The sequence below is a fragment of the Protofrankia sp. Cr2 genome (assembly GCF_963555885.1).
Taxonomy (GTDB): Bacteria; Actinomycetota; Actinomycetes; order Frankiales; family Frankiaceae; genus Protofrankia.
In genome coordinates, this window is the sequence record NZ_CAUVXG010000067.1 from 4,193 (window position 1) to 25,391 (window position 21,199).

Annotated in this window: 20 protein-coding genes; 7 read left to right on the forward strand and 13 right to left on the reverse strand. The window is 67.4% G+C overall.

The genetic code is table 11. The features are described from left to right. Positions 1-387: 387 nt before the first annotated feature. The 5 genes from U9978_RS21135 to U9978_RS21155 form a co-directional block, all read right to left on the reverse strand. Positions 388-933 carry a hypothetical protein gene (locus U9978_RS21135; protein ID WP_322762885.1) on the reverse strand — a complete coding sequence of 182 codons (546 nt, stop codon included), beginning with the start codon at positions 931-933 and terminating at the stop codon, positions 388-390. A 396-nt stretch (positions 934-1,329) separates the two neighbouring features. Further along, positions 1,330-1,698, reverse strand: a complete 369-nt coding sequence (locus U9978_RS21140) for a helix-turn-helix domain-containing protein (RefSeq protein WP_322762886.1) — start codon at positions 1,696-1,698, stop codon at positions 1,330-1,332. A gap of 32 nt (positions 1,699-1,730) precedes the next feature. After that, positions 1,731-2,711 (reverse strand): GTP-binding protein, encoded by a 981-nt coding sequence (locus U9978_RS21145; RefSeq protein WP_322762887.1) that lies wholly within the window; start codon positions 2,709-2,711, stop codon positions 1,731-1,733. Positions 2,712-3,082: 371 nt separating this feature from the next. After that, a complete protein-coding gene (locus tag U9978_RS21150; protein ID WP_322762905.1) occupies positions 3,083-3,391 on the reverse strand; it encodes a hypothetical protein in 309 nt (102 codons plus the stop codon). Between the two features lie 204 nt (positions 3,392-3,595). Further along, on the reverse strand, positions 3,596-4,891 hold the full coding sequence (locus U9978_RS21155; RefSeq protein WP_322762888.1) for a cation:proton antiporter: 1,296 nt from the start codon (positions 4,889-4,891) through the stop codon (positions 3,596-3,598). A gap of 521 nt (positions 4,892-5,412) precedes the next feature. On the opposite strand from U9978_RS21155, the gene U9978_RS21160 reads away from it, so the two are divergent. Next, positions 5,413-5,646 carry an SDR family NAD(P)-dependent oxidoreductase gene (locus U9978_RS21160; protein ID WP_322762889.1) on the forward strand — a complete coding sequence of 78 codons (234 nt, stop codon included), beginning with the start codon at positions 5,413-5,415 and terminating at the stop codon, positions 5,644-5,646. Here the strand turns inward: U9978_RS21160 and U9978_RS21165 are convergent. From U9978_RS21165 to U9978_RS21180, 4 genes are all read right to left on the reverse strand, one after another. Next, positions 5,636-6,208, reverse strand: coding sequence for a TetR/AcrR family transcriptional regulator (locus tag U9978_RS21165; protein ID WP_322762890.1), 573 nt, complete (start codon positions 6,206-6,208; stop codon positions 5,636-5,638). The two genes, U9978_RS21160 and U9978_RS21165, sit on opposite strands and share 11 nt — an antisense overlap. A 411-nt stretch (positions 6,209-6,619) precedes the next feature. Continuing rightward, positions 6,620-6,919 (reverse strand): type II toxin-antitoxin system RelE/ParE family toxin, encoded by a 300-nt coding sequence (locus U9978_RS21170; RefSeq protein WP_322762891.1) that lies wholly within the window; start codon positions 6,917-6,919, stop codon positions 6,620-6,622. Continuing rightward, positions 6,916-7,215 (reverse strand): type II toxin-antitoxin system Phd/YefM family antitoxin, encoded by a 300-nt coding sequence (locus tag U9978_RS21175; protein ID WP_322762892.1) that lies wholly within the window; start codon positions 7,213-7,215, stop codon positions 6,916-6,918. The genes U9978_RS21170 and U9978_RS21175 overlap by 4 nt, the downstream gene beginning before the upstream one ends. Before the next feature lie 322 nt (positions 7,216-7,537). Beyond that, on the reverse strand, positions 7,538-8,338 hold the full coding sequence (locus U9978_RS21180) for a DNA polymerase beta superfamily protein (RefSeq protein WP_322762893.1): 801 nt from the start codon (positions 8,336-8,338) through the stop codon (positions 7,538-7,540). 702 nt (positions 8,339-9,040) lie between these two features. Here U9978_RS21180 and U9978_RS21185 point away from each other — a divergent pair. Beyond that, entirely contained in the window at positions 9,041-10,015 is a 975-nt protein-coding gene (locus U9978_RS21185) for an NAD(P)-dependent alcohol dehydrogenase (RefSeq protein WP_322762894.1), read from the forward strand. Between the two features lie 56 nt (positions 10,016-10,071). Here U9978_RS21185 and gntH read toward each other — a convergent pair whose 3' ends face one another. Then, positions 10,072-13,083, reverse strand: coding sequence for a guanitoxin biosynthesis MBL fold metallo-hydrolase GntH (gene gntH / locus U9978_RS21190; RefSeq protein ID WP_322762895.1), 3,012 nt, complete (start codon positions 13,081-13,083; stop codon positions 10,072-10,074). 455 nt (positions 13,084-13,538) lie between these two features. On the opposite strand from gntH, the gene U9978_RS21195 reads away from it, so the two are divergent. Beyond that, positions 13,539-14,546 (forward strand): hypothetical protein, encoded by a 1,008-nt coding sequence (locus tag U9978_RS21195; protein ID WP_322762896.1) that lies wholly within the window; start codon positions 13,539-13,541, stop codon positions 14,544-14,546. 37 nt (positions 14,547-14,583) lie between these two features. Here U9978_RS21195 and U9978_RS21200 read toward each other — a convergent pair whose 3' ends face one another. Next, positions 14,584-14,976, reverse strand: coding sequence for an SCO5389 family protein (locus U9978_RS21200; RefSeq protein ID WP_322762897.1), 393 nt, complete (start codon positions 14,974-14,976; stop codon positions 14,584-14,586). A 192-nt stretch (positions 14,977-15,168) separates the two neighbouring features. Between U9978_RS21200 and U9978_RS21205 the strand changes: the two genes are divergently transcribed. Beyond that, complete coding sequence (locus U9978_RS21205) at positions 15,169-16,164, forward strand: ATP-binding protein (RefSeq protein ID WP_322762898.1); 996 nt, start codon at positions 15,169-15,171, stop codon at positions 16,162-16,164. A 97-nt stretch (positions 16,165-16,261) separates the two neighbouring features. Here U9978_RS21205 and U9978_RS21210 read toward each other — a convergent pair whose 3' ends face one another. After that, a complete protein-coding gene (locus U9978_RS21210) occupies positions 16,262-16,567 on the reverse strand; it encodes a hypothetical protein (RefSeq protein WP_322762899.1) in 306 nt (101 codons plus the stop codon). A gap of 534 nt (positions 16,568-17,101) precedes the next feature. Here U9978_RS21210 and U9978_RS21215 point away from each other — a divergent pair. Further along, a complete protein-coding gene (locus U9978_RS21215; protein WP_322762900.1) occupies positions 17,102-17,623 on the forward strand; it encodes a SagB family peptide dehydrogenase in 522 nt (173 codons plus the stop codon). 165 nt (positions 17,624-17,788) lie between these two features. Here the strand turns inward: U9978_RS21215 and U9978_RS21220 are convergent, their stop codons facing one another. Then, entirely contained in the window at positions 17,789-18,883 is a 1,095-nt protein-coding gene (locus tag U9978_RS21220) for an IS630 family transposase (RefSeq protein ID WP_322762901.1), read from the reverse strand. 223 nt (positions 18,884-19,106) lie between these two features. Between U9978_RS21220 and U9978_RS21225 the strand changes: the two genes are divergently transcribed. Both U9978_RS21225 and U9978_RS21230 read left to right on the forward strand, forming a co-directional pair. Next, on the forward strand, positions 19,107-19,583 hold the full coding sequence (locus tag U9978_RS21225) for a zinc ribbon domain-containing protein (RefSeq protein ID WP_322762902.1): 477 nt from the start codon (positions 19,107-19,109) through the stop codon (positions 19,581-19,583). 31 nt (positions 19,584-19,614) lie between these two features. Then, positions 19,615-21,039 carry a hypothetical protein gene (locus tag U9978_RS21230; RefSeq protein WP_322762903.1) on the forward strand — a complete coding sequence of 475 codons (1,425 nt, stop codon included), beginning with the start codon at positions 19,615-19,617 and terminating at the stop codon, positions 21,037-21,039. Positions 21,040-21,199: the final 160 nt, after the last annotated feature.

Consider the following 21,199-nt stretch of genomic DNA (forward strand, 5'->3'; position numbering starts at 1 on the left):
TCTGTACCGTCGCCAATGCAGGCGGCGTGCGCTCGGTCGGACAACAACCGCCGACAGCACCGTGAGCGAACGCCGACGGCCTACCAGTGCAACAGTGGATGTCCGCCGACCCGAGCCGACGAACGTCGACTGCACGACCTGACAGATTCCTCGAGGTACTGGGTGACGAGGAGGAACGTGACGCCCTCTTCAACGGAGTTCAGGCGCTCATCGACCGGACCCGCCGGCGTGGCTGGGGCCTCGGCGCACTCGGTACAGGGATGGAAACTACCGTACGTTCGTTCATGCTGGAGAAATCGATGGGATTGCAGGTATAAGAGCGACCGGCGATAGGGGACGCGGCGTCGCGGGGTTCCGCAACCGCATGGCCATCCCGACCACCCACGATCAGAAAGTGGCGGCAAGAGCAATCAGGCCGCTGCGCCGCACCAACGCGATATCGATGATCTCCGGAATCATGTCCAACACGGCCATCGGTTCGCTCCCACCGCGACCGCCGTCGCCGGCCTCGCCCCACCATTGATCGAGACGGTCCAACGCGGCGGCCCGCTCGTTCGGTGCCAGCGTGCAGGCAGCCCGCCAGCCGTCCGCGCAGCATGCCACCTCGGCCGCGGATGCCAGCGTGTTACCCACCACGCCGGGCAGGGACCGCGCCCGCTCCGGGCCGAGCGCGTGCAACAACCCCACGACCGGCGATCCCCTGCGTAACCCTGCCACCCGCGCCAAGGCGCTGTCGTCGCCAAGCGCACCGCCGATGTTCACAAAGACGCAGTCGCCGACTACCGCGATGTGGCCGAGCCGGACCAGGTTCATCGCCGGGGTATCAGGCTGGTGTGCCTGCGCCGGTATGACGTCGTTGAAGGTCCCGACCCACTCCCGGTAGCAGGTGTCTATCTCCGCGTCGGCGGCGAGCCGGCTGAGTTCGGCCCGCACGGAATGGAGATAGGCTTCGTCGGCGTCGGCCCGCAGGACGCCCAGACACCAGTAGCCGGTGGAACTCAGGACGCGCCTCCCTGCTTCGACCTACCGCAACCTTCTCCAGGCTACCCGATTCGGCTCCGACATTCGATTTTGGCCCGTGAGCTGGTCTTTCACGGTTAAGAGCGCCCGGCAATAGGGGCGTGAATCAAGGAGCGGGGCTGGGGTACGTGCATCGCGAGGTGCGAGGAGGAGTCACCCCGATTGTGGGTGTCGACCGACGAGCCTGGGTACCCATGGCGCGCAGCGATGGACGGGACGCGATACCGCGAGGTGTGTGCTCTGGCCCCGCGACGCCGCGTCCCTATTGCCGGTCGCTCTAAAGAAGAAGTTGGGAGATGGGGCAATGGTTCATTCAGACGACAAGAGCCCGATTGCGGTTGTCATGTCCGGTGGGGGTGCACGGGGTGCACATGAGATAGGTGTGCTGTCGGGGCGGTCCTGCCCGCGGGCCACGCTGCCGAACACCCGCAGGTTCGACACCCTGTGCACTGCGGCGGCCGCGATCAGCTCCCGCCGGTGGCGACGGACCACGCGCCCGATCGGCCCGGACAGCATCTGTAGCCGGTGCGGCGGTCTGCGAATTCCCACGGTGAGCTCGAACCCGGCCACCTCGATCAACGCAGCCAGCGTCGACACAGCCGGCTGCCGGTGCCCGGACTCGTAAGCGCTGATCACGCTCTGCGTCACTCCCGCGCGGGCGGCCAACTCGATCTCCACCCAGTGGTGTGACAGCCTCCCGGGCCGGCAGCTCAGCCGGCCCGGGAGCCGTCGAACGCGGCGCGCAGCGCGTCGCCGTCGACCGTTCCCTCCGCGGCGATCGCGACGATCCTGGTCCGGCGGGTGCGCTCGCCCCAGTGGTCGGCGAACGTGAGATCGACTCGCTTCCCGACGACCTGCAAAACGGCGCGGACATCCGGTGCCTCCACGCTGCGCACGATCCCCTTGCAGCGGTAGACCTTGGCCGGGAGCCGCCCGCAGGCCTCCTCCAACAGGTCCAGGGACATCGGCTCGTCGCTGAGATACGTCCAGGTCTCGAACCCGCTGCCCGGACCCGGACCCCCGTCCAGATGGCCCATATGCCCCGTGTCGCCGGAACCGTGACCGTGACCGTGACCGGGGTCAAACCACGGCCCGGCCGGGTCGAACCGTCCGGTGGCCAGCAGGAGATCCATCGGCACCGCGCAGCGGACCGCTTCGATGAGGCGGTAGCGGTGAAAGTGCTCGTCGAGCCACGCCCTGATCCGTCGGATCTCGCCGCCGCCCACAAGATCGACCTTGTTCAGGACAACCATGTCGGCACAGGCGATCTGCCAGAGCTTCAACCGCTCCTGCTCGGGTGCGCCAAAGACCTCGCCGGCATCCAGCACACACAGGACGCTGTCCAGCCGAAGGATGTCACGGTGAACCGGGTCCAGGAACGTGACCGCGATACCCGCTGGATCGGCGACACCGCTGGCCTCAAGGATCACGTGCTGGGGAGCTTCAGGCATGTTCATGACGCGCCGTACGGCATCGAAAAGATCATCACGGATCGTGCAGCAGACACACCCGTTCGCCAGGCTGACGACCGCACGCTCGTCCACACCTACCACGAGTTCGGCGTCGATGTTCAATGAGCCGAAGTCGTTGACGAGCACCGCGACCCGGAGCCCGTGATCACCGCGCAGAATCCGGTTGAGCAGCGTGGTCTTCCCCGCCCCGAGAAAGCCCGTCAGAACGGTAACCGGCACCGGCCACACAGGCTGCGGCTCCGGATAAACCACGCTGTTCGACATCTGCCCCCCACGAGATCTGCCCCCACGAGGTGGTGGACTACGGTAAACGTCGCCAGATCGGCGACACGGCAAACGTCGCCAGATCGGCGACGCTCAGGTCGGTGTCCCGGAGCCAGTGTCGGGCCCGTCCCGGCCGTAGGGGACCGGAGCTCCCCCAGCGGTAGGTCATTGTGGTCATGGGGACGGCAGTTTCCACCTACGGCCAACGGCCAAGAAACCGTACGGTAGGTCATTGTGGTCATGGGGACAACGCTTTCCACCTACCGCCGACGGTCGTCCTCCCCGGGGGATCCCCCGAACGGCCGCTGGCCGCTGGCCGCGGACGGTCAGTCCCGACTCTGGACGTCGGTGGTGTCGAGTTGCCGGTTGAGGTTGACCGCAGCGTTGATCATCGCGAGGTGGGTGAACGCCTGCGGGAAGTTGCCGAGCTGGTCACCGGTCAGGCCGATCTCCTCGGAATACAGGCCGAGTCGGTACCTGATAATGTTTTCTCCAGAATCCTCGGTTCGCCTTGCGTGATCGTGTCGAGTGTCCACTCGGGGTGTCGGCGTCGATATCGATCTGATCCACCCGACTGCCTTTGCCTGCCAGCCACGGCCCGTACAGGTGTCGGCGTCGATATCGATCTGATCCACCCGCCCCTCTGGTCAACCACGACATGTCCACGGTATTGGCGATTTTGATCATAATTGTCGGAAGAATCAACATACTTCGCCTGCTATTCCGCCCGGACGAGCCCGGGACCCGATGACCACGAGCCTTCGGGCGCGCAGAGGCGCCGTCTCATTTCTGGCACCGCTGCTCCTTATAGCCGATGCTTCCACGACCCGGGGAAAAGGTCATTCCTTCGCCGGCTTCCTTCCCAACGGATGGCGACCTGCCAGGTCGCGCAGCCTGATCCACGGCTCTTCTGCCGGAGCCTTCTCTGGCACGTCACGCGCCTTCACTATAAGCGCTCCGTACCGTGCGGACAGCGGCGAGGCTGAGATGCCGTGCAGGACCACCGAGAACAGGATCGTCCACGTCGCGGCCTCTACCAGCGTGTCGCCGGCGCTACTGTGGTCGAATTCCTCCAGGGCGATGAGAGTGAAGACCACCGAGGCCAGCCCGCGAGGGCCGAACCAGCCCATGAAGACGGCGGTGGCAGGCCGCAGTCTGATTCCGATGAGGGCGAGTGCGACGGGCACCATCCTGATCACCGTCAGGCTTGACACCGCGTACAAGATGGGCCGGGCCGAAAATGCGTGGGAAAAGGTCATTCCTACGAACAGTGCGCCGAAGATGGTCCACACCAGGAAGGATGCGGTCAGCCCGAGCGTCTCGGTGAACGCGCCAGCCGCGCCCAGACGCCCTTTGGCGACGGTCCCGAACAGGATCCCCCCGCCGAATGCCGCGACGAACCCGTTCCCGCCGATCGCGACCGAGCCCGCGTACGCAAGCAGCGCGAGCGCAAGGATGGCGATCTGCTCGGACACCTCCGAGGTCCACCCCCGGCTCTTGGCGAATGCCAGCAGGCTCCCGCCGACAAAGCCGACGACGGCCGCCGCGACGATCGCCAGGCCGATCTCCTTAAGCGCCTCCAGGCCCCACGCGTGCTCGCCGATGCCTTCCTCGGCCGCAGCTACCGCGATGAAGAAGGTGACAAACGGCGTCGCGATCCCGTCGTTGAGGCCGCTCTCGACGTTGAGCGCCCGGCGGATCCGCACCGGCACCGCTTGGTTGGTCACGACAGCCAGGCCAAGGGCCGCATCGGTGGGGGCGAGAATCGTGGCGATCAGCGCCGCCAGCGCCCACCCTGCCCCCGGGAGCAGGTAATAGGCTAGTAGCGCGCCTGCGGCGATGGTGAGCGGGAGCCCCACGAACAGCAGGCGTCCGGGTAGTGTCGCGTCGCCTTCGACGTCACGGAGCCGGACTGTCGAGGCATCGGAGAAGAGCACCAGCGCCAGCGTCAGCTCAGTGATGGTGAGGATCGTCTTGCTGCTCAGCGAGAACGGTAGGATCCCGAGCGCGTGCGGGCCGAGAATCAAGCCAACCGCGACAAATACCATCGGCCCGGTGATCCACCAGCGATCCAGCGTGGACGCCACCAGCGCGTAGGCCACGAATACAACCGCGAGTACGGTCAGGCCACTCATCATGTACCCTTCGCGGCGGTGTGATCCCTGTGCCCGACTCTCCCCACACGACTTCGAGGTGACTAGTTTTCGTCTCGATCAGGATCGCTTGGGGTAGGAATCGGGCTTCACGTACGGCGCCCTGAGAGCGACCGGCAATAGGGGACGCGGCGTCGAGTCCGTCGTGACTGTAGACGTCGTGACTGTAGACGATGTCGATGCGGAAGGGTGGGACTCGGCGTTCGCACATCGAGGTCGCCGAGTGTGACCAGGACGCCGCTGACATGAATCATGACGATCCGCTCGGCCAGGTGGAGATCCCGGCCGCCATAGCGACCGATTCCACCTACTGTCGGACGACATTCGGCCGAACGGTAGGTGGTTCCGGTCATCAGGATGACCTCAACGACCTACGCACCCCGGCCCCGCGACGCCGCGTCCCCTGTTGCCGGGCGCTCTTAATTTTCCGAAGAGTCTTGCCTTCGGACTCCGTCTCACTCTATGGTCGTATGACCGTACGTCAAAGGGCTAGGGAGTCGACGATGAGAGCAACGCGCCAGGTGGCGCTCGTGACGGGTGCGTCCTCAGACATCGGGAGGGCAGCCGCGCTCGCGCTCGTCGACACGGGGTTCAACGTGATCGGCACGAGCCGGAACACCTCGCGCGTCGCCCCTCTCGACGGCACCGCAGAATCCGGACGGTCGGTCCTCAGCCCTCGCGCGGTTGAGCTGTGCGCGTTCCGCCGCGGAGCGCCATGCGTGTTGCTCAGCGTATGAATGCGAGGGCGTTCTGGATGCCCTGTTCGAGGACCTCGTCGGCGAACCTCGGGTCGGACAGGGCGCGGGACAGCTGCATCGTTCCCACCATCATCGTGAAGAGCCCGAGCGTCTTTCCGCGTGCGGACTGCGGATCGTCAGGAGCCAGACGGGCGGCGATCTCGTCCACGATGGCCCGCGCACCGTCGGTGTAGGCGTGCCTGGTTGCGGTCGCGCAGCGCCCGATCTCGTCGAGCAGGGCGGCGGAGGGGCATCCGGTGCCGGGGTTGTCCCGGTGCTGAGGCGAGAGGTAGTCGCGTAGGAACCCCTCCAGTCCCGCGCGGCCGGGCGCCAGTGTGCTGAACCTCGCGGTCTGTGTACCGAGCTGGTCAGCGACGACTGTCGCGACGAGGTCCTCCTTGGACGCGAAGTGGGCGTAGAACGCACCGTTGGTCAGCCCCGCGTCCGCCATCAGCGTGGCGACGCCGGAGCCGTCGATGCCGTCCTGCTTGAACCGATAACCCGCCGTCTCGATGATCCGCTGCCGCGTCGCCTGCTTGTGCTCCTTGTCGTAGCGCGCCACCGGGCTCCTCCATTCGCTTTGCAAGGCCCTTGCCCTGCACCCCATCCTAGATTGTAGTATGACGTACGTAATATTACGATCAGCAGGCAATGTGATCGGTGACGTCCGAGACGAGGCATGCCCAAACTGGCGTCCCCTTCGGATCGGGGTGGACCAGTCGCGTGCACTGGCCGCGGATGAGGCCGCCCGCCGCCCATCACATCGACGAACGGTAGTCGAACGTGTATTCACAGTCTCGGATAGGACCCGCGCCGACAGTGAACCTCGCGACCGTGTTGATGGGGATCATCGACCACCTCCGCGCCGACGTCGCGAGGCTTCTGAGCAGTAGCTACTTTCCCCACCGGCCGAGGACCTGGAAAAGGACCATGGGTTCATCGCAGGGCCTTTGTTCCGCGTCGAGTCTCACGGTCAGCGCGAGCGGTACGCGTCAGACCGGTGCTCGACGGCGGTTACGGTCACGATGCGGTTTTCCTCATCGATTTCGTAGAGCACGCGATAACTGCCGCGCCGAGCGGACCAGGTGCCCTCGTATGGCGGGAGGAGGAGTCGTTTACCGAGCCGGCGGGGGTTGTCCAGAAGCGTGGTCGTGATGAATTCGTGGACAGCCGCCGCGATCTTCTCAGGCAGCCGGCTGGCGAGAGCGCGGGCCGCGGGACCGGTGATCCGGAGTTCGAACGGCTGCTCGGTGGCCCCGGCAGCCCCGGTCACCGCGCGTCGGGCCGGTCGGCGCTCCGCGCGCGTTTCGCCATGAGCGCGCCGAGTTCCTCGGCATCGAGGACGTCACCGGCCTCGACCGCGTCTCGGGACTCCGCAAGCTGCCGCATCGCCTCCCGGCTCGCCAGCACGTCCAGCGTCTCCTCCAGCGCCGCCAGATCGTCGGGAGAAATCAGGACTGCCACGGCATGTCCATGGCGGGTGATCTCCACCCGATCGTGAGTTCGCTCCACCTCGTCGATGAGCTCCGACAGACGGTTGCGCGCCTCGGTGAACGGCATGACGGCCATGGCTGCGAGCATACCAAAAACTGGCGCGAAGTCTAGGCAGTTCGATGGCGGTTCAATACGTGTCCGTGTGCCTGCGGTTCATCGACCCCCGGTCGGCGGCCTGCCGTTGACCCCAAGCGCCTACGCGACGCCTACGGTAACCGGCGCGCACCGGCGCCCTGGCAACCTGCTCGTCACCATCTTCCCGTCGTTCTTCCCGTTGTCGCTCTAAACCGGTGTTCCCACCGGAAAGGCGATGGTGGGAACACCAACCTGAGCATCACGGAAATCAGGCATGCCTCGACGGCCGCGGGAGCGGGCCATCACCGCTGTTTACCGTGGATCAAGTCCAGCCCCAGTGCTGTCGATGAGCCTCGACGCACCATTCCTGCACGGTCGCCAGATCCGGTTGGGCCGGCAATGGTGTTCGGCCGGCAGCGAGGAGGTTCTCCACCTGAGACTGGACGTCGGCGATTTCGTCCAGCACGGCGCCGAGTTCGCGGACCTCCCCGCGTTTGACCTGCAGGACGCGTTGCCGTTCCGGTTCGGGCATCGGCAAGGTCAGTCGTCCGTCGCGGGCGACCTCCCTGCCTTGGTAGGCCAACCGTAGCGCGTGGGAGGCGTATTTGACGTCGTAGCCGAACCGGGCCACCAGTTCCGGTCGGTTGGGTGTCCCGCGTCGTGGTCCGCGGCCGACCAGTCGATTGAGCTGGGAGTCCAGGTAACCCAGGAACCGGCGCACCGCCTGCTGCGAGAGCATGGCCGGAACCAACCTGCGCAGTTCCTCGCCCAGCGGGGTGACGACCAGCACCGCGTCGGCTGGCGCGTACAGCGGTAGCAGCGCCGTCGGGTTGCCCTTTGTCGCCAGCCGCAGATACTTCCGCAGCGAGTAGATCACCAGGTCGGTGTCGCCGGGACCGGAGCGTGCGCCTTCGGGCTGGGTCCGGAACACGTAGTGGTCGGACGGCTTACCGAGCCCCATCAGATAGGCCGGGGGTTCGATGAAGACGCCCATCTCGTCGTGGTCGTCGGTGCCCTCGATGGCGATGCCGTGCACGCCGGAACCGACGACCGTGCGCAGGATCTCCCCGGTCAACGCCAGTTCGCGGTTGCCGTACTCGGTCTGGGGCGCGGCAACGGGCATGCCGTGATGATGACACGACCGGCGCCGGCCGTTCGAACGAGTTTTTCTGTGCTCGAAGCGCCGCTCGGCCACCCGCGTCGGCCACCCGCGTCGGCCACGACGCTGCCCTCAACGGTGCCATGGCCTGGACCGGGATCCCGCACCCGCGAAAAGGTCCAAGTCACAGCCTCGGGGTCTCATCGCCGAGGGCGGCGAGTAGTTCCGGTCTGCGGTCGGCCCGAGCGGACCGGCCTTTCGCTGAGATTGTTCGCCGGGACAGTTGGTATCTGGTCCAGCGGTGGGTTCCGGTCTATGTGACGAGTTCGCAAGCGACCAGGTCCCGACGTTCGCCGGTGGCGAAACGGCAGCCCACCCTGGGCCTTCTTGACCTCCACGTCGGCTATGTCCGCACCGATGGTGCGAAGGTTATTGACGATCTCCGCGAGCTCGGCGTCGAGCATCCGTCCTCCTCACTAACCGTCATGCTAACTAGCATGATAGTTAGCATGACGGTTAGCATGACCAGCAGCCAGGTGATGCTCCGAGGCCAAGTGCCAGCCGCAGCCGCCCGCGCGGCCACGCAACGGTGGGGGTAGCCCCACCGCGCCGGACCGTTACGCCGGTTTAGCGTTAGAGCGCCCGGCAATAGCCCCGCGACGCCGCGTCCCCTATTGCCGGTCGCTCTTAACCATCACATCTGGCGTGACGACATGAGGAGACCTGATGAAGGCGATCGTCCAGGAGCGGTTCGGCCCGCCGGACGTCCTACGGCTGGTGGACACCGACCTGCCCGAGATCGGGGCCGACGACGTGCTGGTTCGGGTGCACGCCGCCGCGCTGAACCCGTACGACTGGCACATGCTGCGCGGCGACCCCCTCGTCGCGCGGCTCATGGGAGTGGGCCTGACCAGGCCGAAGTACCGGGTGGCCGGGCTCGACGCGGCGGGCCGGGTGGAGGCGGTCGGCGCGAACGTGCGCGGGCTGCAGCCCGGCGACGAGGTGTTCGGCTTCTGCCCGGGAGCGTTCGCCGAATACGCCCGCGCCGAGGCGGACAAGGTGGTGCCCAAGCCGGCGGGCCTGACCTTCGAGCAGGCGGCGGCGGTCCCGGTGGCGGCGGCGACCGCCCTGCGGGGGATCCGAGACGTGGGTGAGGTGCGGGCCGGACATCAGGTGCTGGTCAACGGGGCCGCCGGCGGCGTCGGTACGTACGCCGTCCAGATCGCGGCGGCGCTGGGTGCGCAGGTCACCGGGGTGTGCAGCACGGGCAACATCGAGCTGGTGCGCTCGATCGGTGCCGCACACGTCGTCGACTACACGGCGGAGGACTTCACCGACCGGCACGCGCACTACGACGTGATCCTCGACAACGTGGGCAACCGGCCGCTGCGCCGGCTGCGCCGGGCGTTGACCCCGACGGGGACCCTCGTGCTCAACGCCGGCGGCTCACCGGGCCGCGTGGTCGGGGCGGTGGGCCCCATGCTGCGGGCGGTCGTAGTCAACGGTTTCGTCCGACAGCGCCTGCGGATCCTCCCGACCCGGGAGGACCGGGCGGAGCTGCTCGCCCTCACCGGGCTCATTGAGGAGGGGACGCTCACGCCGGTCGTCGACCGGACGTATCCGCTGGCCGACACGGCCGAGGGCCTGCGCCACGTGGAGCAGGGACACGCCCGCGGCAAGGTCGTCGTCACCGTGGCGTGAGGCCCAAGCCCATCCGACGGTGCGCGGTTTTTGCTACGCCCGGAGGACACCACCAGTCACCATTGGCACCGAGGGGTCCGTTCGCCGAGCGGGGCTGGTTCACCGACCAGGCTCTGCGGGAACGTCCGCACGGCTCGGCGTTGCACGTCCGCCGGGACGTAACGCTCGCCGGGGATCTCCCTGGCGAGCGTTACCCGGTCGACGAGATCGGAAACCGTGTGTGTCGGTGCCGGGACCTTTCGAGGCGCGCCGTCGAAGATTGCCCGCAGCTCATCGGAGGTACGCGGACGGCGTGGGTTGGCCGCATCCGGGAGCGCGGCCTGGCGGTTCCAGATCGCGTCCTTGGTGACGTTGACGACCACCCCGTCGGGTGCGCCGAGAGCGAACAGGCCGTTCCAGTGGGTGCGGACCCCGGCGATCGCCTCGCTGATGAGGTCGTTGTCGTAGGCCATGTGCGTGACCATGCCGATCCGCGGATTCACCTTGTTGATCATGTAGCCGGTGGCGTAGTGATCGGTGTGTACCAGGTCGATGGTCATGTCATAGATGACCTCCGGCGCGCCGGTCTTGACCGCTACGAGCGCGCCGGTGTCCATCTGCAGTTCGGTCACGAACACGTCGACGCCCTGGGACTGCTCGATCGTCAGCTCGTCCGGGCGGCCGTCGCCGGTCCAGACGAACGACAGGCCGTTCCAGTCGAGCCGGTAGCCGGTCGCGCCGTTCATGTTGTGGATCCGGCGCCAGTGGCGGATGGTGACGCCGTCCTGGTCGTAGCAGACGCCGCCGTCGTCGGTCCAGTCGAACTCGTTCACCTCGAGCTCGAAGCCGCGGCCGACCGGGACGGTCGAGGACGACGTGGTGTTCCAGTGGTTCATCTGCCGCAGGCCCTCGATCATCGCCGCGGTGCCCTCCCGCGGTGTGCTACCCGACGGGCCGTGCACCCGCAGCGGCGTCCAACGACCCATCCACGGAGCCAACCCGTGCAGGTAGGGAAGCTCCCCGTAGTGATCCACATGCAGATGCGTGATGAAGATGTCGTTGATCGTCGCGATCGGGATCTGCTGCGCGACGAGGTTGCGCAGGCAGCCGGGACCGAAGTCGAAGATGAAGCTCCGCCCGTTGCCCAGCTCGACCAGGATGCACGTCGCGGCCTGGCTGCGCCTGGGCGGGAACGGGCACGAGCCGGCGAACGTCACCCGCATCTCGTCGGCGCCCAGCTCCTCGGACTCTGGGAAGAACGTCGTCGCGTTCTGCACGCTCGGCGTGGGCCGGTAGTAGGGGGGCAGCGTGATCCCGGCTCCTGGGCCACCGCCGTAACGGCTCTGCGCAGGCGTCCCGGCGTCCGTCTCGCTGCGGCTCGACCCGCGCACTCCGTCCGTCGTGCCGTTGGTGGTGGCATTCGGTACCGACCGCGGGGCGATCACCGGCCTGCTGATCGCCTCCAGCGCGCCGAGCACCATGCCGGCGGCATGGTGGGCGGCGTGCTGGGCGGCGTGCTGGGCGGCGTGGCTCGTGCTCTGGCCCTGGGTCGCGGTCGCCCCCTTTCGGACGCGTTCCGCCATGGCACGCTGTGCGCTGGCGGTGGCGCCCAATGCCTGGGTGGCGGCTCGCGTCGCCGCGTTCACGCCGTGGGTCACGCGGCGCCCGAGCCAGTCGTTGGGAATCGTCTTGGTCAGGACACCGGAGGTGAGTTCGCCGACCGCTTCCGTGAGCGCACAATAAGCCCTCGTGAGGTCTTGCAGGGCGTCGGAGACCTGTTTGGCCCCGAGCAGCATGGCGATCGGAATCTTCTTGCCCACGAGGTGGGCCGGGAACGCGCGCACCATCGGACGCTGGACGTCCGCCGGTGCGTACGTCGTGGCGGAGATCTCGCGTGCGAGGGTCTCCTCATTCACCAGCTCCGAGATCGCATACTTCGGTGCGGGGATCTCAATGGTCTCGGGAATCGTTCCGCCGAACATGGCGCGCAGCTCGTTGCGGGTCGTGGCGCTTCGCGGGTTGGCCGCATCCGGGAGCGCGGCCTGGCGGTTCCAGATCGCGTCCTTGGTGACGTTGACGACCACCCCGTCGGGTGCGCCGAGAGCGAACAGGCCGTTCCAGTGGGTACGCACCCCGGCGATCGTCTCGTTGATCAGCCCGTGCTCAGCCGCCATGTGGGTGACCATCCCCATCCGCGGGTTGACTTTGTTGATCATGTAGCCGGCGCCGTAGTGGCTTGTGTGTCCCAGGTCCGTCGACAGGTCGTAGACGACCTCGGGAACACCGGTCGTGATCTCCGCGAGCGGCCCGGTGTCAAGCTGGAGAGCGGTCACGAACACGTCGACGCCCTGGGACTGCTCGATCGTCAGCTCGTCCGGGCGGCCGTCGCCGGTCCACGCGAACGACAGGCCGTTCCAGTCGAGCCGGTAGCCGGTCGCGCCGGCCATGGTGTGGATCCGGCGCCAGTGCCGGATCGTGACGCCGTCCTGGTCGTAGCAGATCCCGCCGTCGTCCTGCCAGTCGAACTCGTCGACGTCGACCTCATAGCCGTCGCCCACGGGTACTCCCGAGAATGCCTTGGTGTGCCAGTGGGCCATCGTCTTCATACCCTCGATCATCGCCGCGGTGCCCTCCCACGGCGTGCGACCCGATGGGCCGTGCACCCGCAACGGCTTCCAGCGCCCGGTCCACGGGGCGAACGCATACAGGTAGGGCAGCTCCCCGATCGTCGCCGAATGCAGGTTCGTCAGGAAGATGTCGTTGATCAACGGGACCGGAATCTGCAGCGCCACGAGGTTGCGCAGGCAGCCGGGCCCGAAATCGAAGACGAAGCTCCGCCCGTTCCCCAGCTCGACCAGAATGCAGGGCCCCGCTTGGTCACGCCGCGGCGGGAACGGACACGAACCGGCGAACGTGATCCGCATTTCGTCGTCGCCCAGTTCCTCGGCGAGTGGGAAGAACGTCGTGCCGTTCTTCGCACTCGCCGTCGGCCGGTAGTACGGCGGCAGCGTGATCCCTGCCCCTGGGCCGCCGCCGTAACGGCTCTGGGCCGGCGTCACCGCATCCGCCGATTCGTGACCGTCCGACATGCTGCTCCCCTCGTCGCCCGCACATGAACAGTGCCTGCGCACATCAACCGTGCCCGGACCGAAGCCGATAACACGCTCATGCGGAGAATCACCCGACGCGACCTCGGCCATCACCTCGCCCAGAGCCTGTCCGGTGGATATTGGTCGATCCGCGCGATTGAAGATCCAGCGGACAGTGCCCAGTCCTCGGTGCAGCCGGCCATCCGCCTGATCTACGCAGCGCGGGGCGGGACGTGGCGTGGCGGGGCGGCGCGGGGCGGGACGTGGCCGGGAGCGATGACGGAAAAGGTGATTGGCGAAGGGTTCCTCATGCGTGGTGAGTGGGTATCTAGGTGGCGATCAGCCGGCGACGCGACAGCCGGCATTTGGAGGGTCGGCGGCGGGGCCGCTCGCACCATCATCCACGCCCCTATTGCCGGGCGCTCTTACCCACGGCGTGGCGAGTGGAGATATCCGTGAATGATCCGACCAACCGGTCCGCTGGCACCGACGGGGCGGACGAACGCAAGCGCCTCATCGCCGACACGATGTCCCGCTATGCCCAGACCCGGGAACGCCTCGACGCGAGCGCCGCCGGGCATGTGCAACGCCGCATCACCGAGTTGGAATTGATGAACCAGGCACTGATCCTGGCCGCGCTCGCCCTGATGCTGTTCATCCCCGCGCTGATCAGCCTCGCCGCGGTCGCACCAATCGGCAGCGATAGTGGCCTCGCCGCCCACTGGGCACGCCACCTCGCGCTGTCCACCGAGGCCTCGCACGACGTCCGGGGACTGTTCGCCAGCAAGGAAACGATCAGCAATGCCACCACCCCCCTCAGCGCGGTCATCACCTTCCTGTTCGCCGTCGGATGGCCCGCGACTCTCCAGCACGGATACGAAATCATGTGGGGCCTACCGTCACGCGGCGCCCGTGACCTGTGGCGAGCCGTGGTCTGGCTGATCACCTTCATTGCCCTGATCGCGGTGGTGGCCGCCAGCAGCTCGATCGCCGGCGGTGTCGGCGGGGCCGTGGTGACCGGCCTGATCTGTTCCCCGCTGGTATTCGGCTGGGCATGGTGGATGCAACATTTTCTGCTCGGCGGGCGGATCGGATGGCGCGCGCTACTGGGCGGCGCCGTATCCCTGACGATCGCCCTGTTCGGCCTCAGCGTTTTCATGGCCATCTTCCTGTCCGGTTCGATCACCGGCCGCTCCCACCAGTATGGCCCCATCGGTGTCGTCTTCGCCCTGCTGTCGTGGTTCATCGCGATCGCCGTTGTCATGCTCGGCGGCGCGCTCGTCGGCGCCACCCTCTACCAACGCCGTTCGATCGACAACCAGGTCTACCCCGGGTCCCCCGCGCCCACGGGACCGACCATGTTCGGACCGACCGTGTCCGGACCGGCCAAGTCGGCTAAGTCGGCCAAGTCGGCCACGTCGGCCAAGGACGGACCCGACCCTGGCTCCGGGAACCCTCGGTGAGCGCATCCGCCGACATCTGGCGCCCCCCGCCAGACGTTCAGCAGTTGACGAACCCGGGCTGCTGGTTGAGGAGCTGACTCTCCGCTGAGACGAAACGGCGGTACTGTTCGCCGCCCACCGCGGCCGGGCGGAACGCGGCCAGCCGGTGGCAGTTCTGGAATGCCAACGCCACCCCGAAACGCCGCTCCAGCGAGCTGCGGATGGCGGTGCTTGCCATCGCCCGCAGCAGCTGCCCCTGGGCTGCGTCGTCCGGTGGCGCGATCAGATTGTCCGCGAAGTCGCGCCCGGCGGCCGGCAGCTCACCCGCGAGCCGTTCGACCAGGCCGTAGGCGTAGGGCAACGACTCGCGTACACATGCCAGGAACGCCTCCTGGTCGACATGGCCGGCTTCGGCTTGGGCGAGCAGATCCGGGGACACGGTCAAGGACATGACTGACCTCCTGTCGCAGCGACACGCTGGAACATCGACTCTCTCCGATTTGACAACCGTTGTCAATATGAACCACAGTCGCGCGTTGATCCGGCCAGACCCGCCACGAGCGCTCTTAACGAAAACGATTACTATTCCAGTGTTTCCCGTCCCGATCGCGGCAGTGCCGCCACGACCTCGGAGCACACCACCATGAAGATCGCATTTGTCGGCAAGGGCGGCAGCGGGAAGACCACGCTGTCCGCACTGTTCTGCCGCCACTTGGCCGCCCTCGGCCACCCCGTGCTGGCCATCGACGCTGACATCAACCAGCACCTGGGCGCCGCGCTCGGCCTCGACGACGGCACCGTGCCGCCGCCGATGGGCGAGCATCTGGACGAGATCAAGAACTACCTACGGGGGGACAACCCGCGCATCCCGTCCGCGGCGGTGATGGTGAAGACGACCCCGCCTGGCCCCGGGTCACGACTACTTTCGGTGACCGGCGACAACCCGCTGTGGGCACGGTTCGGAGTCGATGCCGCCGGCGTGCAGGTGCTGGCCACCGGCGCGTTCACCGAGGACGACCTCGGCGTGGCCTGCTTCCACTCCAAGCTCGGATCGGTCGAGCTGCTCCTCAACCACCTGCTCGACACCGCCGGCGAGTACATCGTCGTCGACATGACCGCCGGCGCCGACGCGTTCGCCTCCGGGCTGTTCACCCGCTTCGACCACACCTTCCTGGTCTGCGAACCGACCCGCAAGGGGGTCGCGGTGCACCGCCAGTACCGCGAGTATGCCGCCGACTTCGACGTCACCCTGTCCGTGCTCGGCAACAAGATCACTGACGTCGAGGATGTCGCGTTCCTGCGCCGGGAAGTCGGCGACGACCTACTGGTCTGCTTCAGCCAGTCGGCACCGGTCCGGGCGATGGAACAGGGCCGGCCCTTCACCTTGGATGATCTGGAGCCGGCGAACCGGGCCGCGCTGGCCGAGGTCCAGTCCGCGGTCGACACCACCGTCCGGGACTGGGACCGTTTCGTGACGCAGATGCACGACATCCATCTGCGTAACGCCCATGCGTGGGCCAACGACGCGACCGGCATGGATCTGTCCGCCCAGATCGACCCCGCCTTCCGGCCGGCATCCGGGTTGGTCCCGACGGCCCGCACGGCACCCGACAGCGCCGGCGGCCCAGGGCGTGTCTGATGGATGTTGGTCGAAGCGATTGAAGATCCATCAGACCCGCCCTAGCGGTCTGACCACCGTCTGACCACCACCGCCGGCGGCAGGCCGGCGTGGGGTGTCAGTGGTCGTCCCAGTGCCCGTCGTGGGCGGCGTGGCGGTGCCCCTCGTGCAGGTAGTCGACATGATTGCCGTGGGGCACGGCCACATGCCCACAGCCGTCGCCGTGGGTGTGGGTGTGCCCGCCGCACTCGGTGTGCCCGACAGGCTCGCACTCGTCGTAGTGCTCCTCGTGGGAACGGTGCAGGTGGGCATCGTGGACGTAGTCGACGTGGCCGTTATGGGGGACGGCCACGTGCCCACACCCGGCCCCGTGGCTGTGGTCGGTGACGCTGTGGTGCGGGGCATGCGTGGTTGCAGTGGTCACAGCTTCTCCTGAGTACGTGGTGGATGGCGGCACGGACGATCTGACCGACGCGGTCCCCGGCAGGCCGGTAGACTAAAGAAAATAGTTTTCATTTCGGCTGCTTTCATATCGGCTGGAGAACACGCCGTGGTCGGAGGCCCGCTCGACACCGCCCGCCGGCGTGCGACGCCGATGGTTGAGTTCGTTCCCAGCTGGTTCGTTCCCAGAAGCGGGGAGAAGGACACATGCCCGAACGGCTGCCGCCCGCCCGGCACACATCCGGCGTTCAGAAACACCTATGAGTGACATGACAAGCGCGATCGGCGACATTCTACGGGTGCAGCGCCTTCTCAACGGCCCTTCCACCCGTGCGGTCGTGCTCGACGGGCTGTCCAGGGCTACCGCCCGGATTGCGCTCCCTCGACCGCGGCCGGAGGTGGCGGTCGGGCTCGACGAGGTACTCGGTGCCCGCACGTCCCATTATCGGTTTCATTCCGAACCGCCGGCGCCGCGTGCGTGTCGTCGTTATTGCGGTGGGCACTGGGGCCGCAGCGAATGGTCCGGTTGCCTGGTGGTACGGAGCACCGGCTACGCATGGCTCCGTCCGCGGGCGGCCTGCCGTCATCGGCGGTATACGTAGCGACCAAACCCGGTGGCGACATACCCGGCGGGGACATACCCGGCGGGGTGTTTCGCTATGAGGCCGACGGCCATTGTCTGGAAACACTGTGGTCGGGCGACCCGACGGCGGCGCTGCGCTCGGTACTGGTTCAGCCCGAGTTCGCCGAACGGGCACCGATGATGCTTTTCCTGGTTGCCCGGCTGGATACCACCCTCGTGAAATACCCGATCCGCCACTACCGGACGCTGCATGTCGACGCGGGGATCGCGCTGCAAAATCTTTACCTGGTCGCGACCGCCCTTGAATTGGCCGCATGTGCGGTGACGGCTTTCGCCGATCATGCGGTCACGCAGTTGCTGGGCCTGCCCGACTCGATGTTCCCGACGGTGGTGTTCCCGTTCGGTCGGCGACCCACGTCGCCTGCTCGACCCGCCTACCCTGTTCGACCTGCATAGCCTGTTCGACCTGCATAGCCTGTTCGACCTGCATACTGAAGTTAAATGGTTAAGGTTAGCAGTTTCAATGCCGCCTCCCATTCCGTTCGATGTCGGCCATCGCATGGCCTACGGATTTTTCCGCGTATATGAGGTATGCGGGTGGCGGGGCCAGTCCCGGACGGGTCAGGGCGACGCGAGGACAAGGCCGGTCTCGGCGATGAAACCGTCGAGTAGCTCCGGCCGGCCCTGCATCCGCTGCATCCCGGCCTCGACCGCCCGACCGAGGTGACCCAGGCCGGCGGCGGCGAGACTGCGGAGCCGGCCCTTACGGTTTGCCCACACCCCCTCGGCCGGATTGATCTCCGGGGCGTAGGTGGGGAGCCGGTACACGCTCAGCCAGTCGGCGTCGGCATCAAGGAAGGCCCGCATCGCCGTGCTGACATGGGTGTTCAGATTATCCCAAACGAGGATCATGGGGGCGTTGAGTTCCTCGTCGGCGGCTCTCAGCAACGCGGCATAGTCCTCCTCGGACAGGCTGCGCCGCTCACCCACACGATGGGTGTGGCGCCGCATCAGGTAGGCCAGCCGGGTGTCCTGCCCGGGCTTCGCGCAGACCATGCCGGCGATCGAGACCTTCCCCGCGCCCTTCCCCGACACCGGGATCACCGGGGTCTGCCCGCGGCGCGCCCAGGTCCGCGCCTTGGCCGGCCGGGTGGACTGGCCGGCCTCGTCCTCGAAACAGATCCAGGCACCCAGGGCCGCGGCCTTCGCTGTTATCTGTGGCCACACCTCCTCCCGCCATCGCCGGATCGCCTCCTCGTCGCGTTCGACCGGCCGGTGCACCAGCCGGTGCACCAGCCGGTGCACCAGCCGGCGCACCGACCAGCCCATCCGGTGCACCAGCACCGACACCCCCGGCAGGGAGTAGGACACACCGAACATTCTCTCGATCACGGTGGCGACCCGGGCCAACGTCCACCGCTGGTCGTCCCAGCCGTGGACGGCCGGGCCGGCGCGCAGCGCAGCCTCCAACCGGGCCCGTTGCCGGTCGTCGAGCCGGCAGGCCAGGCCCCCCGGCCCCGTGGACGCCAGCGCCGCGGTCCCACCGGCCTGCCAGGCCCGCCGCCAGGCATACGCCGATTTCCGGGTGACCCGTAGCTCCCGGGCCACCTCGACCGGGGTGGCTCCCTGTTCGAACATCGTTGCGGCCTGCATCCGGACGGCTTCCCGCTCGGCCCGCTGCTCCGGTGACAGCCCGCCGCTGTCTGCGTACCTCATCCCTCCGGCATAGCTCGCCGGACACACGCTGTCCAACGCTGCATCAAACGCAGTAACCCCAGCAATAAAACCTCAGTACCGGGACCTGTCGACACGCGAGGGTTACCAGTATGAGTTCTCTTGCCTGCGGTGCGGTAACGGGTACAAGTCCGCGTTCCGGCATTCCGTCACCGGCTTCGGTGGCCGGATCGCGACGATAGGTGGGCGGCTACTCGGCGGCAGCATGGGTAACCGGATCGCCGACGCCGGCTGGAACGCCGAGTGGCTGCGTGACTCTACCGCCGGGTCGACCAACGACAGGATGCTGCGCGCTGCCGTCGAAGAGGTCTCCCCCAGCTTCCAGCAGTGCCATCGTTGCGGCCAGTGGGTCTGCAAGCAGATCTGCTGGAACGGTACCCGCGGCCTGTGCGTGACCTGCGCACCCAAGGTCGACCAGGAGATCGCCGCCCGCCATGCCTCGGCCCAGGTCCAGCAGATCGACGAACGAGTGCGGCAGGTCGACTGGACCGACGACCTCAACCTGCGCGACCGGGGCACCGGGCTCTGCCCCGGTTGCGGGCAGGAAAGCGGTGGCGGCAGGTTCTGCGCGCGCTGTGGGACCGCCCTTGCCGCCGCGCGCCCCAGCAGGTTCTGCGTGAACTGCGGGTCCGGTCTCGGGCCGGAGGTCAGCTTCTGCGGCGAGTGCGGAACAACCGCGTAGCCGCCGGCCGCTACCGATGCGCTACCGACTGATGGGTGCCGACGAGGAACTCCTCGAAGACAGCGAGGCCACCGCGGTTGTGCGTGATCACATGCTCGTGGTTTCGCCGAGGGCAGGCCAGCCGTTGCATGTCCGGTGCGCCGACGTCCTCGGTGTCACCGACGTCGCTGCGGGAGCCCTGCTCCTGCAGTTGGCGGAGGGCTCGATGCTGCTACTGGAGGGCTTGGGGCGGCTGCACGGTCAGGTGCTGGCAGACCTTGTCCAAGCCCGGGCCGAAGATCTCATTCGGACCCTGCTGCTGATGGGCGTCGGGCGACCGGAGCGGTTTGCCGGAGCGCTCGACGGAGTGGACGCTGCGCTGTACCTGTACGACGACGCCCTGATTGCAGTGCCTGACCTCGGCGATCCAGAACAGGTGCCGTACTCGTTCCTTGGTGACATGGCCGCTGAGGGGTCGGGTTACCACCTCGAGATCGCCACCCTGGATGGACGCAGGCTGGTAATCGCGCGGCTCGGCCGGCGGACCGGCGAGTTCCGCGAGCTCCTGCACGTCCGAGTCAGCGCGGCCCGGGCACGCAGCGGGCACCTGGTCTCGGCGCTCCTGCCCGGCCTGGGATCGCTGGCCGTCCGTCGGGTCGCCGGCTACCTGGCCGACGGGGTCGCCACCCCGCGCGCCCAACTCGACGGGGTCGACCCGACCACGTTCACCTCGCTCGTCGCTGTCTGCACCACCCCCCGGCAGGCATGCTGCGTCGACGTGTTGGCCACGATCGGCGAGCTCTGGTTCGGCCTGCATCAAAGCGTCTCCGTCGAACGGGAAGGCTGGTCGACCGGCAGCGACGACGCCCACCCGATCGGGCCGAGGAACCACGTTGTACCGACCCCGGCGCCAGGCGGATTGGCCGGGGTCGCCCACGGAGGCATGGTGGATGCGATGGGCTCGGCGATGAGCGGGGGGCTTGGCGCCGAACCGGACGTCGACGCTGTACTGGCCTATCGCCTGCTCGGCGGGTACGGGCGCGAGGGGGCCGGATTCGGCGGCCAGTCGCTGGGGCATGACCACCAACCGAGGCCACGCGCGCAGCCGAACCAGGGACGTGCCCGCGCGCCGTGGACTGATCTCGCAGCGCTCACCGTCAGCGGCGACGCCCCGACGGTCCTCGCTTTCACCTTCTGCGAAGCCGCTCGCCACGTGCTGTTCGAGGTCCTCAGCGAAGATGGCGATGCTACCTACGTCTACCGGGCGTACCCCGGCTGCGTCCCCGCACTGAACCAGGCACTCGCGCTGCTCGGGTTCCGGGTCGAGGCGATCTACTCCGATGCCGCGACCGCCGCCTCCCCCTACCGCCAGGCCGTCGAGCGCTTGCCATACCTGAGGGTACTGCGCGAGGCGTTCGTCGGGCGGATCATCCACACGGACGGCTGGGAGCAGCAGGTCCGAGCGTTCATCCGCTGATCTCGCGGTCCTGTGTGGCGGGTGCGGGACGCCACAATTCGGCGCTGGCATGGCCTGGCACGCCGGGTTCAAAGGGGCTCCGACGTGGCAACACGTCGGAGCTACCCGACCCCGTTAGGAGCTACCCGACCCCGTTAGGAGCTACCCGGCCCCGTTAGAT

Coding starts and splice junctions, on each gene's coding strand:
- U9978_RS21155 (WP_322762888.1), bottom strand. CDS start 4,891: ATGAGTGGCCTGACCGTACTCGCGGTTGTATTCGTGGCCTACGCGCTG.
- U9978_RS21160 (WP_322762889.1), top strand. CDS start 5,413: ATGAGAGCAACGCGCCAGGTGGCGCTCGTGACGGGTGCGTCCTCAGAC.
- U9978_RS21175 (WP_322762892.1), bottom strand. CDS start 7,215: ATGGCCGTCATGCCGTTCACCGAGGCGCGCAACCGTCTGTCGGAGCTC.
- U9978_RS21180 (WP_322762893.1), bottom strand. CDS start 8,338: ATGCCCGTTGCCGCGCCCCAGACCGAGTACGGCAACCGCGAACTGGCG.
- U9978_RS21185 (WP_322762894.1), top strand. CDS start 9,041: ATGAAGGCGATCGTCCAGGAGCGGTTCGGCCCGCCGGACGTCCTACGG.
- gntH (WP_322762895.1), bottom strand. CDS start 13,083: ATGTCGGACGGTCACGAATCGGCGGATGCGGTGACGCCGGCCCAGAGC.
- U9978_RS21200 (WP_322762897.1), bottom strand. CDS start 14,976: ATGTCCTTGACCGTGTCCCCGGATCTGCTCGCCCAAGCCGAAGCCGGC.
- U9978_RS21205 (WP_322762898.1), top strand. CDS start 15,169: ATGAAGATCGCATTTGTCGGCAAGGGCGGCAGCGGGAAGACCACGCTG.
- U9978_RS21215 (WP_322762900.1), top strand. CDS start 17,102: ATGGTCCGGTTGCCTGGTGGTACGGAGCACCGGCTACGCATGGCTCCG.
- U9978_RS21220 (WP_322762901.1), bottom strand. CDS start 18,883: ATGAGGTACGCAGACAGCGGCGGGCTGTCACCGGAGCAGCGGGCCGAG.
- U9978_RS21225 (WP_322762902.1), top strand. CDS start 19,107: ATGGGTAACCGGATCGCCGACGCCGGCTGGAACGCCGAGTGGCTGCGT.
- U9978_RS21230 (WP_322762903.1), top strand. CDS start 19,615: ATGGGTGCCGACGAGGAACTCCTCGAAGACAGCGAGGCCACCGCGGTT.